The organism is Thermaerobacillus caldiproteolyticus, assembly GCF_015326725.1.
Classification (GTDB): Bacteria; Bacillota; Bacilli; order Bacillales; family Anoxybacillaceae; genus Thermaerobacillus; species Thermaerobacillus caldiproteolyticus.
The window spans coordinates 2,934,554-2,951,452 of sequence record NZ_CP064060.1 but is presented as its reverse complement, the minus strand read 5'-3'; the positions used below and the strand labels follow the sequence as shown (position 1 = coordinate 2,951,452).

Annotated in this window: 17 protein-coding genes; 11 read left to right on the top strand and 6 right to left on the bottom strand. The window is 39.9% G+C overall.

Features of this window, described 5'->3' with window-relative positions; translation table 11 throughout:
- Positions 1 to 12: 12 nt before the first annotated feature.
- Positions 13 to 504 (bottom strand): BsuPI-related putative proteinase inhibitor, encoded by a 492-nt coding sequence (locus ISX45_RS14790; RefSeq protein ID WP_181555408.1) that lies wholly within the window; start codon positions 502 to 504, stop codon positions 13 to 15.
- Between the two features lie 288 nt (positions 505 to 792).
- On the opposite strand from ISX45_RS14790, the gene spoIIID reads away from it, so the two are divergent.
- The 8 genes from spoIIID (at position 793) to ISX45_RS14750 (ending at position 8,029) form a co-directional block, all read left to right on the top strand.
- Positions 793 to 1,050: a sporulation transcriptional regulator SpoIIID gene (gene spoIIID, locus ISX45_RS14785; protein WP_181555409.1), complete on the top strand. Its 258-nt coding sequence runs from the start codon at positions 793 to 795 to the stop codon at positions 1,048 to 1,050.
- A gap of 115 nt (positions 1,051 to 1,165) precedes the next feature.
- The gene (mreB, locus tag ISX45_RS14780) at positions 1,166 to 2,167 is read left to right on the top strand and encodes a rod shape-determining protein (RefSeq protein WP_181555410.1); all 1,002 of its coding nucleotides are present in this window, start codon (positions 1,166 to 1,168) and stop codon (positions 2,165 to 2,167) included.
- 241 nt (positions 2,168 to 2,408) lie between these two features.
- Positions 2,409 to 3,245 carry a flagellar hook-basal body protein gene (locus ISX45_RS14775; RefSeq protein ID WP_181555411.1) on the top strand — a complete coding sequence of 279 codons (837 nt, stop codon included), beginning with the start codon at positions 2,409 to 2,411 and terminating at the stop codon, positions 3,243 to 3,245.
- A 26-nt stretch (positions 3,246 to 3,271) separates the two neighbouring features.
- A complete protein-coding gene (locus ISX45_RS14770; protein ID WP_181555412.1) occupies positions 3,272 to 4,120 on the top strand; it encodes a flagellar hook-basal body protein in 849 nt (282 codons plus the stop codon).
- A gap of 16 nt (positions 4,121 to 4,136) precedes the next feature.
- Positions 4,137 to 4,385: a DNA-directed RNA polymerase subunit beta gene (locus tag ISX45_RS14765; protein WP_181555413.1), complete on the top strand. Its 249-nt coding sequence runs from the start codon at positions 4,137 to 4,139 to the stop codon at positions 4,383 to 4,385.
- A gap of 538 nt (positions 4,386 to 4,923) precedes the next feature.
- A complete protein-coding gene (gene fabZ, locus ISX45_RS14760; protein WP_181555414.1) occupies positions 4,924 to 5,361 on the top strand; it encodes a 3-hydroxyacyl-ACP dehydratase FabZ in 438 nt (145 codons plus the stop codon).
- A gap of 440 nt (positions 5,362 to 5,801) precedes the next feature.
- On the top strand, positions 5,802 to 6,161 hold the full coding sequence (locus ISX45_RS14755; RefSeq protein WP_181555415.1) for a hypothetical protein: 360 nt from the start codon (positions 5,802 to 5,804) through the stop codon (positions 6,159 to 6,161).
- Positions 6,162 to 6,697: 536 nt separating this feature from the next.
- Complete coding sequence (locus ISX45_RS14750) at positions 6,698 to 8,029, top strand: radical SAM/SPASM domain-containing protein (protein WP_194519330.1); 1,332 nt, start codon at positions 6,698 to 6,700, stop codon at positions 8,027 to 8,029.
- Between the two features lie 555 nt (positions 8,030 to 8,584).
- Here ISX45_RS14750 and ISX45_RS14745 read toward each other — a convergent pair.
- The 5 genes from ISX45_RS14745 to ISX45_RS14725 all read right to left on the bottom strand — a co-directional run bounded on the left by ISX45_RS14745 (position 8,585) and on the right by ISX45_RS14725 (position 13,635).
- Positions 8,585 to 9,604, bottom strand: coding sequence for a substrate-binding domain-containing protein (locus ISX45_RS14745; protein ID WP_181555418.1), 1,020 nt, complete (start codon positions 9,602 to 9,604; stop codon positions 8,585 to 8,587).
- Between the two features lie 42 nt (positions 9,605 to 9,646).
- A complete protein-coding gene (locus ISX45_RS14740) occupies positions 9,647 to 10,333 on the bottom strand; it encodes a DUF624 domain-containing protein (RefSeq protein WP_194519329.1) in 687 nt (228 codons plus the stop codon).
- 68 nt (positions 10,334 to 10,401) lie between these two features.
- Entirely contained in the window at positions 10,402 to 11,253 is an 852-nt protein-coding gene (locus tag ISX45_RS14735) for a carbohydrate ABC transporter permease (protein WP_228485561.1), read from the bottom strand.
- Between the two features lie 14 nt (positions 11,254 to 11,267).
- Entirely contained in the window at positions 11,268 to 12,281 is a 1,014-nt protein-coding gene (locus ISX45_RS14730) for a carbohydrate ABC transporter permease (RefSeq protein WP_181555420.1), read from the bottom strand.
- A gap of 76 nt (positions 12,282 to 12,357) precedes the next feature.
- Positions 12,358 to 13,635, bottom strand: a complete 1,278-nt coding sequence (locus ISX45_RS14725) for an ABC transporter substrate-binding protein (protein ID WP_194519328.1) — start codon at positions 13,633 to 13,635, stop codon at positions 12,358 to 12,360.
- 971 nt (positions 13,636 to 14,606) lie between these two features.
- On the opposite strand from ISX45_RS14725, the gene ISX45_RS14720 reads away from it, so the two are divergent.
- The 3 genes from ISX45_RS14720 to rbsD are packed head-to-tail and all read left to right on the top strand — an operon-like array spanning position 14,607 to position 16,884.
- Positions 14,607 to 15,596, top strand: coding sequence for a LacI family DNA-binding transcriptional regulator (locus ISX45_RS14720; protein WP_181555422.1), 990 nt, complete (start codon positions 14,607 to 14,609; stop codon positions 15,594 to 15,596).
- The gene (gene rbsK / locus ISX45_RS14715) at positions 15,593 to 16,489 is read left to right on the top strand and encodes a ribokinase (protein ID WP_181555423.1); all 897 of its coding nucleotides are present in this window, start codon (positions 15,593 to 15,595) and stop codon (positions 16,487 to 16,489) included. The genes ISX45_RS14720 and rbsK overlap by 4 nt, the downstream gene beginning before the upstream one ends.
- Positions 16,486 to 16,884 carry a D-ribose pyranase gene (gene rbsD, locus ISX45_RS14710; RefSeq protein ID WP_181555424.1) on the top strand — a complete coding sequence of 133 codons (399 nt, stop codon included), beginning with the start codon at positions 16,486 to 16,488 and terminating at the stop codon, positions 16,882 to 16,884. Before rbsK ends, rbsD begins: the two co-directional genes overlap by 4 nt.
- Positions 16,885 to 16,899 lie beyond the last annotated feature (15 nt).

The window sequence follows — 16,899 nt, the reverse complement described above, 5'->3', positions numbered from 1 at the left end:
CCACAGCTTTTCTTATTCCACCGTAAACGTCACTTTGGCCTTTGCATTCGGCCAATTTGGGTCGGCAAGCCACCATTCGAGCGTATAGTGACCTTTCGGTAATGATTCGAACGTTTCCGTAAAGACAAGTTCCTCCCCTTGTTTTAATGGGCGCTCTTCGTAAATTTGGATAAACGCTTTTCCTTCGCTGAACTGCTTGACCTTTTTCCCATCGCGATACAAAATGTAGTCATATTTTTTTCCACTTGTAAATGTGATTTTTTGCACGCGTTCCGTTTGATTTTTCACCATAAACGTAAACACATATCGATTGTTTTTCTTTTCATATACAAGCGATGGTTGTAATGTGCCTGCGACAATTCCACCGTGATGATGCTGCGGTTGCTTTTGCGGGGGAGTATCTTTTGCCTCCGATTTCATCATGCTGTTTGAAGTAAAAAACACCCCTACTGCGGCTAGACCAGCAAACAATCCCAACCATCCAATGATTCGCCCTTTTCCCATCATGATTCACTCCTTTCTATCTATAGTCGTTCCCATTTTTTATCTTGTTACAAAAAAATTATGGAAAATCTCTTGTCCTCCTTGATATTTCTGGCATATATGAACCATTTGTCTAATAAAATGTTACAAACTTAACAACAACGAGAGTGTTTGAGGTGGGGATCGTCTGTAACAGCAAGAATGGAGTCCGAGATGCTTTCGAAATGAACAAGTGGAAGAGCTTTTTATCATCAACGAAGCGAGTCTCATTTCACACTTCTCACATCCAACTTAGGGAGGGCGAGTGGTGTGCACGATTACATCAAAGAGCGTACTATCAAGATTGGAAAGTATATCGTGGAGACGAGGAAAACCGTTCGCGTTATCGCGAAAGAATTTGGCGTTTCCAAAAGTACCGTTCATAAAGATTTAACCGAGCGGCTCCCCGAAATTAATCCGGAGCTAGCAAGCGAGGTTAAAGAAATTCTTGATTATCATAAATCAATTCGTCATTTGCGTGGAGGTGAAGCAACAAAGAAAAAATATAAAAAAGAAACGATTCAATAAAAAATCTCTTCCTTGCGTCACATCTTTCCAAAAAAATAGTATCCTACTCCTATTCTTAATATGGTAAAATAATCAATTAGGAGTAATGTCAGGGTGAATGCAAGGAGGAACATATATGTTTGCAAGGGATATTGGTATCGACCTCGGTACAGCGAACGTACTGATTTATGTAAAAGGAAAAGGTATTGTTTTAAATGAGCCGTCCGTTGTTGCGATTGATAAAAATACGAACAAAGTATTAGCTGTCGGCGAAGAAGCAAGACGAATGGTAGGACGTACTCCTGGGAATATCGTTGCCATTCGGCCACTAAAAGATGGTGTCATTGCCGATTTTGACATCACCGAAGCGATGTTAAAACATTTTTTGAACAAACTGGATTTAAAAGGCTTTTTCGCCAAACCGCGCATTTTAATTTGTTGCCCAACGAACACGACATCCGTTGAACGAAAAGCGATTAAAGAGGCAGCAGAAAAAAGCGGCGGCAAAAAAGTATACTTAGAAGAAGAACCAAAAGTAGCGGCTATCGGTGCGGGCATGGATATTTTTCAGCCGAGTGGAAATATGGTTGTCGATATTGGCGGTGGCACGACAGATGTTGCCGTTCTGTCCATGGGCGATATTGTCACCGCCTCTTCCATTAAAATGGCCGGGGACAAGTTCGACATGGAAATTTTGAATTACATTAAGCGCGAATATAAATTGCTTATTGGTGAACGTACTGCTGAAGAAATTAAAATTAAAGTCGCAACTGTATTCCCAGGCGCACGTGATGAAGAAATTGATATTCGTGGCCGCGATCTTGTCACGGGGTTGCCGCGAACGATTACCGTTCGTTCTAGAGAAATTGAGAATGCGCTTCGTGAACCGGTCGCTCTGATTGTACAAGCTGCTAAAAGCGTATTAGAACGTACACCACCTGAGCTGTCTGCAGATATTATCGATCGCGGTGTTATTTTAACAGGAGGCGGTGCACTGTTGCACGGCATTGACCAGCTGTTGTCCGAAGAGTTAAAGGTTCCGGTATTAGTGGCGGAAAACCCAATGGATTGCGTTGCCATTGGAACAGGGATTATGCTCGACAATATTGACCGGGTACCTAATCGCCACCTCATTTAACTTCAAATACCGCTAAACAAAGTTCTATCACAATGATCATTTTAGAGCGGACACAGGGTGTGCAGGGAGGCTGCTGGCTATCGCCTATAATTAACCGCTTCTCTGATAAGTGGTGATAAATTTACCACTCGCTTATGTCTTCATCGTAAGTATGGAAATGGTACCTATTCGCATTTTTCCGATTTTTGCCTTATAATGAGAGTAGACAAAAAGTGTACAATATCAAGCGGGGTGACGGTCCTTGTTACGAGGGTTCTATACAGCTGCCGCTGGCATGCTTTCTGAGCAACGGCGCGTGGAAATGCTAACGAATAATATGGCCAATGCAAATACACCGGGATATAAAGCTGACCAATCAACATTGCGGGCGTTTCCAGAAATGCTTCTCGCACGTTTAGATCAAACAACGATTCCTACAAAAGAACCGAGGTCTTTTCCACTGCGACCAACGCTTGGAGCCATTAACACTGGCGTTTATATGCAAGAACTCATTCCAAATTTTGGGCAGGGTGACATAAAAGAGACAGGACAAGCAACCGACCTCGCCCTTGTTGACGGCATACTGCCGGTTGATGCGGCAACAGGAACAAAAGGTGCGCTCTTTTTTGTTGTCGAAAATGAAAATGGCGACATTCGCTATACAAGAAATGGTAACTTTACATTGGATGCACAAGGCTTTTTAACGACGAACGAGGGCTTTTACGTATTGGATGAAAATGGACAGCGTATTCAGTTGCCAAGTGCTGACTTTACTGTGACTTCAGACGGAACGATTGTTGCCAATAACAATCGTATTGCTCGGCTCGATATTGCGTTTGCTGCCAATCCCAATACGGTTGTGAAAGAAGGAAATGGTCTTTTCCGCAGCGAAAATGGTAGATTACCAAGCGCGGTTAACAATCCAAATGCGACATATCAAATTAAGCAAGGTTTTCTCGAACGCTCGAACGTCGATATTTCTCGCACTATGACTGATATGATGTCTGCGTACCGTGCTTTTGAGGCAAACCAAAAAATATTACAAGCGTACGATAAAAGCATGGACAAGGCTGTCAATGAAATCGGTCGCCTCAAATAACGGAGACGAGCTTAGGGGGATTTTACGTGCTACGTTCAATGATTACTGCAGCGAATACAATGAATCAACTGCAACAACAGCTTGACGTGATTAGTAACAATATTGCCAATAGCAATACTACCGGATTTAAACGTCGTGAAGCAAGTTTTGGTGAACTGCTTGTGCAGCAGTTTAATAACTTGCCGCGCGAACAGGTAAATCGCTTGACTCCTGACGGGGTACGACTCGGTGTTGGCGCAAAGCTAGCGGAAACAAATCTCGTTCTCAAGCAAGGTCCGATTATGCAAACGGGGCGGTCTTTAGACGTCGCTCTGACAAAAGAAGGACAATTTTTCCGCGTCCTTGTCCAAGAGGACAATGGAACGAGGGCGATCCGCTATACTCGGGACGGCGCTTTTTATTTGAGTCCATCGGCTAACAATCCGAATGAACTCATGCTTGTCACAAGCGATGGTCATCCTGTTCTCAACAGCAATAATGAACCCATCTTCATTCAAGACGGGTTTAAAAATATCACCATTTCTAACACAGGAACGCTGACTGTCACTGATCCAAACGGAAGAGTCACTCAAACAGTCGATCTTGGTATTACAACTATCCTTCGTCCGCAATTATTGCAGTCCGTTGGGGAGAATTTGTTCGCTCTTCCGAACTTAAATGCACTCAATGTCAATGAAGCAGATGTAATAGTCGATATGACTGGTAATTTACGTCAACAAATTGGTATGGAGCAAGGCGCGCTCGAGCAATCGAACGTTGAGTTATCGACCGAAGTAACTGATATGATGATTACACAACGCTCGTATCAAATGAACGCCCGATCAATTTCAATTTCCGATCAAATGCTCGGCTTAATTAATGGAATTCGCTCGTAGTGAGGGAGAAGTGGGGATGAATGAAGAACGCCAAGAGGAAAAACAAACAGAACAGAAGAAGCAGCGCTGGACATGGCAGCGTACCCGCTTAATCCCGATCTGGCTTCGCCTCGTTATTGTCGTTTTTCTCATGATCATAAGCACTGTGCTCGGTGCGATGATTGGCTACGGCGTCATTGGCGATGGCAAACCGTTCGACGTATTCAAACCGTCGACATGGCAGCGGATTGTTGATATTGTCGAGAAAGATGGAAAAGGTCAATAACAGGGAATAGGAAGGTACATGCCTTCTTTTTTTCTGTTATTCATCGCTTATTGTAAAGAAACGGTCTATGTTTGACTGAACAAATGTTACTTAGCAAGTGTCGTTGCGCGATTTTATTCGTTTATCCCTTAATGGCTTCTACTTCTCTAAACAGAAGATCGATATCTGTCTGTATCGTTTGTGACAGTTCTGATGTCCTTTCTTATATTTGGAGGGTCAATCCTCAACATTGTGTGATGTTTCAATGCATTTTTTATTTCTTTTAATCAAATTCAACAGTTATCAAGCTGTTGTTTGACATTTATTAAACGATTTTTCAATATGATCAAGCCAATGATTGACTTAAATAGTTTTCGGCGTTACTCAATCGGTGATTAACTTGTTGAAAGGCGTTTTCAAGGTTACTGAATCTCTCACTTACTTCCGAGCGGAACTCACGCATTTCTTACACGAACTGTTTTAACCGTTCTTCCATTTTTCTCACCTCCCTTTTATATTTACTCCATTGGAGAGGTACAAAAACAAAGGAGGCTTACATATGCTTGATATTCAACAAATTCAAGACATTATTCCACACCGTTATCCATTTTTATTAGTCGACCGTATTTTAGAAATCGAAGAAGGAAAGCGTGCGGTCGGTATTAAAAACGTCAGTGCGAACGAACAATTTTTCGTCGGTCATTTTCCGGAATATCCGGTGATGCCTGGTGTGTTAATCGTCGAAGCATTGGCACAAGTTGGTGCAGTAGCGATGTTGAAAAAAGAAGAAAACCGCGGTCGTCTCGCCTTTTTCACAGGCATTGACAATTGCCGATTTAAAAAGCAAGTGAAACCGGGTGATCAGCTTCGTCTCGAAGTTGAAATCATCCGCGCTAAAGGTCCGATCGGCAAAGGAAAAGGTATCGCTACCGTCGATGGGGAACTTGTCTGCGAAACAGAAATTATGTTTGCTCTTGGAGAAAAGAAAGACGCCTAACCAAATCCCCCTTTCCAAGGAACATTTTATTGCTGTCGAGGAAAGGGGGAATTTTGTCAAAAGTGTGCGTTTCCTGATAAAAAGAGAAAAAAGGGGCTAGAAGAAACGGTTCATCTGCTATTTAAAAATGTCATTGATAGTTGAGCTGCTTATTTTGATTAAATCATAAACCATATAGTTGAACGATACGGTGAATGAAACGAAGAACTTGAACGGCATGAATGTATGATCGAATCTCTTTCTTTCCGCTTCCTCAAGCAGAAAACTGAAATCAAGGATTTCAGACAAATAATGAGATTATAGGTGAAGACGTCTGCCCTCTTTCCGCAAAATTAAGGAAAGAGAGGTTTTTTTGCATGAAATTCTTCTTTCTGGGCAACATAAACAAGGACCGGTTTTTACATAGGTCACTTTATTATGTATGGAAAGGAGAAGGAAACATGAATAAAAAATGGCTTTTATTGAAGCTATTTGGTTCACTAGTCGCGATTATGCTTGCATCTGGTTGTAATTGGGGCAATGACAATGATAACAACCAAAATCCGCCACCGCCATCACAAAATCAAGACGTCAACGATACGGATATGAACCCGGCTGATGATATCAACCAAAACGATGACGTCGACAATAACAATAATCTCAATGACAAAAATCTCAATGACAACAACAACACGAATGTACCTCCAGGAGACGACACGAACAACGGACCTGGCGATGATGAAAACGATAACGTCCCAGACCGAGAAGATCCAATTGAAGACCAGAAAGATGTGAACGATAAAGATAACAAAGATGAATAGCAAAACGGGAGGCTGCCCCCAAGGTATAGGGGGCAGCCTTGTTTAGTATATAGTTTATCAACAGTGTTACATTAGCAAAAAATAAAGAGATACTCCTCGAAAGTTATAAGCAATAATAGGGAGTCTTTTTTTTCGAGGAATTTTGTGGTTCGGGAATTGTTCATCTCTCCGTTTTTGGTATTCTTGCCTTTCTCTGATGGAAGATGCTGTTTCCTCATCGTTTCGCATATGTTGAACATTAATTATTTTGATGCATTAATGAACCGAGGTGTCGATGTCACTGAAAGGATAGCCAAGCGAGATCGATGTCTTTTTGGAACGAAATGGAGCGTAAACACGCTCCATTTCGTTTGTTCATTGTCAATTTTTTTTAGAAAAATGTTCATATAACGTTCAAGACCACGATGGGTTCATACTTGTTTATTTCTTTACAATAATTCAGTAGCGACAGCTATAGTGGTCAAAAAGGGTGCTTGTTACGTAACAGCCAAAAGGTGTATGTCTTTATATGATTTTATAAAAAGGGTGTAGGAGCAATGAGAAGTATGAAATGGATTCCATCTCGATTTAATGCGATTTCACAAACAGAACGTGGTGAACTCATTCTTTACAATAGTTATACAGGGGCAATCGGTGTTGTGACAGAGGAAGAGAAAAAAACTGTGTTGCAAGCATTAAAGCGGAGCGGCATTGATCGAGACTTACTGCCTATTGAAAAAACGCTTGCCGAATGCGGGTTTCTTGTTTCACAGCAAGTGAACGAGGAAAAGCGTGCCCAATTTTTGCATCAAACGTTACATCGGACGGATACGATGCACCTTATTGTACTTCCTACAGAAGCATGTAATTTTCGTTGTACATACTGTTATCAAGATTTTTCGCGCGGAAACATGAGCCGCGATGTTGTCAATGGGTTAAAACATTTTTTTGAAAATAAAATTCCTAGATTGGAACATCTTACGGTCAGTTGGTTTGGTGGAGAGCCTCTATTAGCGCTTGATATCATCGAAGAATTAAGCGAAACGATAGTAGAATGGACCGATCGGCACGACGTAACCTATCAAGCGGAAATGTCAACGAACGGCTATTATTTATCAAAAGAAACACTGCAAACGTTATTGAAATATAAAGTGAATCGTTTTATGGTGACACTCGATGGAAGCAAAGACGTGCATGATTCGCGCCGAGCACTAACGAATCGAGGACCTACGTATGAAACGATACTTAACCATTTGAAAGATATACAAACATTAAATGATTCGTTTGAAATTTACCTGCGCATTAATTTTGATGAAGACAACCTTTCACACATTCCGCATTTTTTAGAAGAGTTAGCTTGTTATTTTGCGGGAGACCCGCGCTTTCAAATTTTCTGTCGCCCTGTTGGTAAATGGGGGGGAGCAAACGATGAAGGATTACCGATATGTGACAATCGTACAGCAGAAACGAAAATATGGGAGTTTACGGAATTTGGCATAAATCGTGGGTTAAATATGAGTTCGATCATTGAGTCGATGTTAATGCCTACTGGGGCGGTTTGTTATGCGGCAAAGCCACATTCGTTTGTCATTGGTGCCGATGGTCAAGTGTATAAATGTACTTGTTTCCTTCAGGAGGAATATAACCATGTTGGGCGGCTTCATGCCGATGGAACAATGGACGTTGATTTCGATAAATTAGCCTTATGGGTCACGTCAGGAGAAGAACAAGATGAACATTGTCAGGCGTGCTTTTTTCGTCCTGCATGTCAAGGGAATCATTGCCCATTGTATCGCATACGTAAAGGAAAGCGTCCTTGCCCTTATGAAAAGCGAAAAATTAAACAAGTGTTGCGCTTACTTCATGCACAACAATCTGAAACAAAGTAACTTAACGGTGATGCGATGATTTTGCGCTACAAAGTGTTTTTTAATTCTTGACAGTGAATTTTTTTACTTACTAAGAAAGGAGGTGGAAAGATGCGTATTTTGCGTCCAGCTGTATCCCCAATCGCAGCGTCTAACTCAGGAAGACTTTCTAAATCTGTTCCGGGCAACTTAAAATAGGTAGCCTGTACGCGAAAAGTGCGGAAAGTAACATTGGCGATGGGGGGCATTAGGAGGGGATAAGCTGTCACAGTTTTATCTTAATTGATTCCTCCGGGTAAACGCCTCGATGGATGATTTTATTAGTAGTACTTACTCCATCGACAGGCTGTTTTCTAAACAGCTCCCCATCTAGCTGGTTTTCCTTTTTATTTCTTTTTGAACTAAGCGATCATAATTTTCTCGAATATCTTCAATCTTTTCTACTGTTGTTTTTGTTTCTGATAACAGGCTAAAATAGGATTGCATTGATATTCTTTTTTGCCGATGAAATGAAGAAAGGGCTGAATCCCAAAAGTGTTGGGACAGCCCCTTGAATATTATTTTTGATGCATATTTTCACGATCGTTTTGGCGCCAAGGCGGTCGATTCTCTTTTAATGAGTTTAGAAGAGAGGAGAATTTCTTGGAACGGTTCGTTTTTGTTTTCCATTCTCCAGAAAAGCAGTTCGACCGCTCTTCTACCGTAAAGTTCCAAATCAATATCAACCGTCGTCGTTTTCGGCGTAGAGATTTTTGATAATTGACCATTATCGTAACTGCATATGGATGCTTGATCAGGAACTTGAATGCCTTGTTGTTTTAAGCCCGAGTTGACTAAAAATCCTAACCTGTCATTAGCGCAAAACCAAGCAGTTGGTTGCTGCTCTAATTGCTGAATATACTGGAGAATGACTTCTTCTTTTTCTTCCGCATTTTTGAAAATAAACTCCTCGTTTGGTTCGATGCCATATTCCCGCAACGCGAGCAAATATCCTTCATAACGTTCTTCATAGCTAGGCAAATATTTCACATTGCCGACAAAAGCGATGTCACGATGATTTAATTCAATTAAATGTTGTACCGCAAGATAAGCACCAAAACGATTATTGGTTAGCACGGCATCCGCATGAATATTAGGGTGATGGTAGTCAACAAGCACAGTCGGAATATCGGTAGAGATGACTTTATTAATATATTCGGTACTGATGTGCGAAAGAATTAAGATTCCATCCACCATCTTATTTTCGATGAAAGAAGGTAAAATAAGGTTTTCTTTTTGATCGCGATTAATCGATTGAATGTGTAAGTTCATGCCCCGTTTTACGACTTCTTTTTCAATGCTCAAATAAATTTCTCCAAAAAAATTTTTAAAGGAGAACGCAAAATCGGAAGCGATTAATCCGATGTTCCCTGTTCTTCCTGGTTTCTTTTGCTTTCGTGCTCCTGGATATTGATAGCCCATTTCCTCAGCCACACGTTTAATTCGCTCCCGAGTTTCTTCGCTCACGCCTTCTTTTCCTCTTAAGGCTTGCGATACCGAATTCTTCGATATATTTAATTGATCGGCAATATCTTGCATCGTTACTTTCTTTTTCATATGGCAACACCTACTATTCTAATAGACCTCAGCACCAAGTGTTTAATGATGCGGTTGAAACATGGTCTCGATTTCTTGAAATAGGTCATTGATAATCAACATGACAGCAAAGCAGAAAGGACCAATTAAGAAGTATACAGATACCTTAGGAATATAATAAAGGATGAAACCTGTAAATAAAAGCAAAGCAAGTAGCAATAATGTTGTTTTCCATTTCGTGAATGAACACCATACTGATAATTTTAACACCGATTTATTGGTAATGAAAAAACGAGAGAGCAAAGGATATACATATAATCCTACTAATACATTCATGATTAAAAGTGAATATAATAGTGGACGAATATAATGACCGATTGGATAGTTTTTTAAAAATGCGATATCAGCAATTAATATTGTAATAAGAATACACTGAATTGAAAAGAAGAGAGCGGATTGAACGAAATTTACTTTCAAGCTCTTAAAAAACGTTTTCGTTATTTCTACTTGTTTTTCTTTCACTAATTTCCCCATGACACTAAAGGATGCAGTAAGGGCAGGTCCCATTGGAATCGTAACAAGAAATAAGATCAACCACGTGAATAGATTGGAGTAATCCCACTGAAAGAGCAGAAATAAGGATGCAGGGATACATAAGAGGAAAAAGTACACATTACATAAGATGAACCAGTAAGTATAAAGAATGATTCGGTAAAACATATTATCTTGTAAATCAGCTGTTGGAAGCATCAGAACCGACCTCAATCCCTTAAAGATAAGTATAGAGGATTTAAAGGAATTCTCCTTTAAATCCCGTATTAACCTTTAATTCCAGTAACAGAAATTCCCTCAACAAAGTATTTTTGCATCGCGAAGAAAAGGAGAAGTGTAGGCAATAATACTAAAATGGAAGCGGCCATTAATGGGCCCCACTCGACTTTCGTCATTCCGTTAAACATCGCGAGACCTAATTGTAATGTAAATTTGTTCGAATCATTTAAGTACATTAATGGTCCTAGTAAGTCGTTCCACGAACCTTGGAAGGAAAATAATCCAATGGTGATTAAAGCAGGCTTGGATAATGGGAGAAAGATTTTATAAAAGATTTGGAATCTTGTTGCCCCGTCGATTAAGGCGGCTTCTTCTAATTCCCTTGGTATCGTTAAAAAGAATTGACGCAACAGAAACACAAACACGGCTTGCCCACCGAAAAAGGCAGGGACGACGAGAGGTTTGAATGTGTTAATCCATCCAAGTTTTTCAAACATCATAAATACAGGAATCATCGTAATTTCTCCAGGCAGCATGATTGTCGATAAAAGAATAATAAACCAAATATTTCTACCTGGGAAGTCGAAGCGAGCGAACCCATAAGCAACAAGGGCAGAAATAAACACTTCGGCAAATACTCGACATCCTGTAATGATAACTGTGTTTTTTAAATATAGAAAAAATGGAATATCGGTGACGGCACGTCGATAGTTTTCCCAATAGAAAGAATCAGGAAGCCATTTTGGCGGAATTTGAAAGATGATGTCTCCGGATTTTAATGAGGTGGAGATCATCCAAAGTAATGGCAATACCGTTGCCGCAGATGCGATGATCAGAAACAGGTAGACAAAAAAGGCTTGAATTTTTTTTCGCTGTGGGTTTGTTAACGTAAATGTCAAGAGGATTCCCCTCCTTAACCGTTGATTTCCGTCCCTTTTAAACGATTCATTTCTGAACCTTTTAAACCATTGATTTCCGCACCTTTTAAACGGTTGATTTCGTAACCTTTGAATACGTTTTTCTCGAATGTCTTTTTCTTTTTTGATTTTGAGCTTTGAATTTCACCGGCATAATAAACCCATAAAGGTGATGTTTTAAAAACAAGCAACGTTAAAAGCAAGATGATGACAAAAAGGACCCATGCCATCGCTGTCGCGTATCCCATTTTATAAAAATTAAAGGCATTTTCGTATAAATAGACCATATAAAATTTTCCTTGATTTTCAGCACCGCCAATAATATAAGCATCATTAAACTTCCGGAATGAGCCGATAATTCCCATGACGAGATTGTAAAAAATTACTGGGCTCAGCATCGGAAGGGTAATATGGCGGAATTTGTGCCACCAATTTGCCCCGTCAATTTCCGCTGATTCATATAAACTGCGGGGGATATCTTGTAATCCTGCAAGGTATGTTAGCATTCCGCCGCCGGCTCCCCAAATGGCCATCATCACATAGGAAGGTAAAACCCAAGACGGATCGCCAAGCCAGTTCGGTCCAGAGATACCAATGTATGATAATAGTAAATTAATCAAACCGTAATCAGGATCGAGAATCCATCTCCATAAAAGAGCAATGGATACGCCAGATACAACGGCGGGAAGATATAAGGCTGTACGGAACAAATAGATTCCTTTTACTTTCACATTCACAATGGCGGCAATGGTTAAGGAAGATATGATTCCTAAAGGAATAGCAAATATAGCATATAAAGCGGTGACTTTCAGCGAGTTTAGGAAATTGGGATCTTTAAATAGGTTGATATAATTGTCTAAACCAATAAATTTCGGTGCGGTGAAGGAGTTCCAATCGGTAAATCCGATATAAAAGGCAAACGATATTGGAAACAATGTAAAGATGAAAAATCCAAGGATCCATGGTGATATAAACAGCAATCCTTCGTATTTCTTTAACAACTTCTTCATTTTTATCAACCTCTTTTTAACTCAGTAAAGTAAGAATAAGCTGACTTTCATCAGCTTATTCTTACGTAAGGGGATATTATTGACCTAAGATTTTGCGAAGTGCTTCTGCAGCGTCTTTTGCTGCTTTTTCTGGGGATTTTTTGCCTAGAAGAATTGGCTCGTATAATTCTTGCCAAATGGCGTTATCAAGTTCGTTTTGCTGCTTCTGGTTATTGAAGCCGCGTGCCATTTTTGCACTTTCTTTGATGATATCAACCGCATATTTTTTATCTGGACGAATTTTTTCTACCTTTTCTAAGTCTGATTTTGTAGGAGGAAGTATTTTCCAATCGTGAATCGCATTTGTCAAGTCAACTAATGCTTCCGCGGCGACTTTTTTGTTCTTTGTATTGTTCGACATGACTGTGTGGGCAATCCAACTGAAAGTTGCTTCTGTTTTGGCATGAGGCACTTTTGTCATGCCGATTTCGAAAGCATTTCCGACTTGTTTTTCGAAATCGTCGCCAGCACCACCGAAGAACATGGCGACCTTTCCTGTTTTAAACATTTCTGGACCGCCCGTATTTTGTGCTTGAGTTTTAGTAGGTGTTACCTTGTCCACATTAATGAGTTTATTCAACATTTTAATACCTTCAATGGCTTCTGGCTCATCGATGCGAACTTTCCCATTTTTATCAATAATTTCTCCGCCATATGTCCAAACCCATGTTGCAATTGGTGGCCAGCCATCGATAACCGTTCCAAATTGATCTACTTTCCCGTCGTGATTCGTATCTTTTGTTAAAGCTTTTGCCGCTTTTTCAAAGTCTTCCCATGTCCAGTCTGGTTTTGGAAGTTCAACACCCGATTTTTCAAAGAGTGTTTTGTTATAGTAAAGCATCACAGGTTGGTTAATCCAAGGTAAGCCGTAAAGTTTTCCATTGACTTTTCCAACTTGTAACGGACCTTCAAAGTAGTCATTAAGATTTACTTTAGGATTTCCTTTAATGTAGTCATCAAGTGGAGCGATTACCCCTAACTCGGCATACATTGGTATGTATTCTTGAGATAACCAGAATAAATCAGGTGCCTGTTTCGCAGCTGCCATTGTTTGAATTTTTTTGTAGTAATCAGCAGGGATGCTTTGGATGGTTAAATGATAGTCCTTCGATTCTTTATTAAGCTTATCTACGATCGCTTGAAATTCTTTTAGTTCTTGTGCACCAGCCCATGTTCCGATTTTTAATTCCACTTTTCCGTTTTTAGATGAATTGGAATTTGCAGAATCTGATGCATTTGAACATCCTGCCGTTCCAACGAGCAAAATAGATGTTAAAAATCCTGCTGCTAATTTCTTAAGAAAGTTTTTCTTCATTTACCTCTCTCCTTTCTGATTTTTTAGAATGCATTTGTAATGAATTTGTAATCAGAAAAGAAAGATTACTAAATTAGTAATGTAACGTTACATTACGTTTTGATTATTGCATGATTTGCTGAAGTAGTCAACTGATATATTTAGAGAAATAGCGAATGAGAAAATGAAGTTTTACCAAAACTCTAAGAAAAATGCATAAAAGAAAGACGGTTTATGAACTGAATGGTTAAAATAATTGGTTTGCATGATGTATATGTAATGTGAAATTTGATTTTGTAATTAAATTTGTAATGTTATGGAGTTTTTTGAGAAAAGAGGTGTAAGCAGTTTGTTGAAAATTGATGAGAAAGCTTTATAAATACTTGGCTCTGTTATCGTTTGATGTTGATTTTAGGATTATTAAAAACCTTCAAATTGAAAGTGTTCATTTTTTGTCCCTTGTTGCATTAACGTACCTGTTAGCTGAATAAGAAATAAAATAAATAGCGGTTTAAGTGCTTTTTTGCTACTGTTATTTTTATTGGTTAATCTGCTTTATATAGCAAGTTCCCCCACTTGTAAGCCCAATTTGGTACGATTTTCGCTCCGCGCGGCAATGCTCAGGAATGATGTTGAGTCCAAGGATATGAACGTAAAAGTGCTTTGGCCCGTTCATAATTAGAGGACAAATTGTAGCCGCATGGTCAATGCGGGGCAAGTTCATGATCTTTCGTCTTTTATGATGTTTTTGACAAGGCGATGTTAAGATTTTTTGTCAAACGGAAAGATTAACTAAAATTTATTGGGCTTCTATTTCCAATTGCAGTTGTGTTTCTGCCAATTTGGGTGAGTTTTTTGGTTTCTAATACATCGATATTCACAGTTTTTATGTGCTAATCTCAGAAATATGCAGATTAACTTACTTGATTATTTTTTATATTTTTTGATATACTTCATGTAACCGGTTACATGAAATAAGGTGGAGAATGAATATGGCAACGATTCGAGATGTTGCTAAGTTAGCAGGTGTTTCTGTCGCAACAGTTTCGCGAGTGTTGAATCAAAACGGTTATGTAAATGAAGAAACGGAAAAACGTGTGAGACAGGCGATTAAAAAATTAAATTACAAACCGAATGAAGTAGCGCGGACGCTTTTTAAAAAGACATCAAAAACAATCGGATTAATTGTTCCGGACATTTCAAACCCTTTTTTTCCAGAGCTTGTTCGCGCGGTTGAAGATGTCATGAATATTTATGATTACACTGTGATCTTGTGTAATTCTGATGAGAAGAATGAAAAAGAAAAAGAATATATGGAAGTATTGAAGCAGAAATACGTTGATGGCATTATTTTAACAACCAATCAATTGGAACTAGATGAAGTGTCTGAAATCAATGTTCCAGTTGTTGTCTTGGATCGACCACTAAACCATTCATTTCCATCTGTGATTGCAGATAATTACGGTGGAGCGCGGCTAGCGACGCGACATTTATATGAAATCGGCTGTCGAAGGATTGCCCATATTCAAGGTCCTTCGCACGTTGTCAATGCAGTAGAACGTTTTAATGGTTATCGTGATGAAATGAAGGAGTTAGGTCTTTGGGACGAACGTCTAGTTATTCTTGGAAACTATCAGCTGAAACAAGCGAAGGAAGCGGTATTACAAGCTTTGAAAGAATATGATATTGATGGGATTTTTGCCGGAAATGACGCGATGGCGGTTGGTGCTCTGAAAGCTGTTCAGCAGCTTGGACTTCGCGTGCCGGAAGATGTTGCAATTATCGGCTATGATGGCATTCCGCTGACAGAGATGACAACGCCTGAACTATCGACGATTTCGCAACCCATTTATGAAATGGGAGCGATTGCGGCAAGAATTTTAGTCAAGAAAATTGAAGGGAAGCCGCTTGAGCAAATTCATTATGTGCTGCCTGTCGAACTTATTGAAAGACAATCGACGCGTAAGGGGGAAAGGAAATGACAAAGCCAGTGGTTACTGTCATTGGAAGCATTAATATGGACCTTGTAACGATAGCAAACCGTGTTCCTTCACAAGGTGAAACGATTCTCGGAGAACAGTTTCACCTGATTCCTGGAGGAAAAGGGGCGAATCAAGCGGTGGCAGCCGCTCGTTTAGGAGCGAGGGTTCACATGATTGGTGCGGTCGGTACGGATACATTTGGAAAGGAGCTTCTTCACTCTCTGGAACAGGAAGGTGTTTGCATCGATAATGTGAAACCGGTTACATATGTAGAAACGGGAATTGCTTCGATCACAATATCAGATGGCGATAATCGAATCATTGTTGTTCCTGGAGCCAATCATGCTCTTTGTCCGGAAGATATAGAACATTGCGAAGAAATTATTGCTCAAAGTGATGTTTGCTTATTACAGTTGGAAATTCCGTTGTCCGTTGTTGAAAAAGCCGCTTGTTTAGCGAAAAAGCACGATGTCCGCGTCATTCTAAATCCAGCGCCAGCACAGCCGCTACCACAACAATTAGTAGAGCAAGTCGATATTCTGACACCAAATGAACATGAGCGCGACGTTATTTTTGGCGGAATGGATGTAAGCCAATTTGCTCATAAATTAGTTGTCACGGAAGGAGCACGTGGCGTAACGATGATGAAAAACGGACAGCCGACGTTAATACCGGGTTTTAGCGTTCCTGTTGTAGATACGACAGGAGCAGGGGATACGTTCAATGGTGCGCTTGCGGTAGCTTTAAGTAAAGGGATGCGTTTAGAAGAAGCATGTTTATTTGGTAATGCTGCGGCAGCGTTGTCTGTGACAAGATTGGGAGCGCAAACAGGGATGCCGACAGAAGACGAAGTTCGTCAGTTTCTAAAAACAAAGAAAGGATGTTTGGAATGAAAAAGCATGGCATTTTAAATCGAGAATTAAACACGGTTTTAGCTTCTCTAGGACATACGGATACGATTGTCATTGCTGATTGTGGATTACCGATTCCCGATGATGTTGTACGAATTGATTTATCGCTTGTGAAGGGATTCCCGCCGTTTCTGTCTGTATTAGATGCGATTTTAGAAGAGTTGGAGATTGAAGCGGTTACACTTGCAGAAGAAATTAAAACGAACAATATCAAGATGTATGAAGAAATTCATCAGCGATTGAAGACCGTCCCAGAACAATTCGTTTCTCATGAGCGATTGAAAGAAATGACAAAATCAGCAAAAGCCATCATCCGTACAGGAGAAGCGACTCCTTATGCGAATGTGATTCTTCACTCAGGTGTCAATTTTTCTTAAATTTCACCTTTAAAA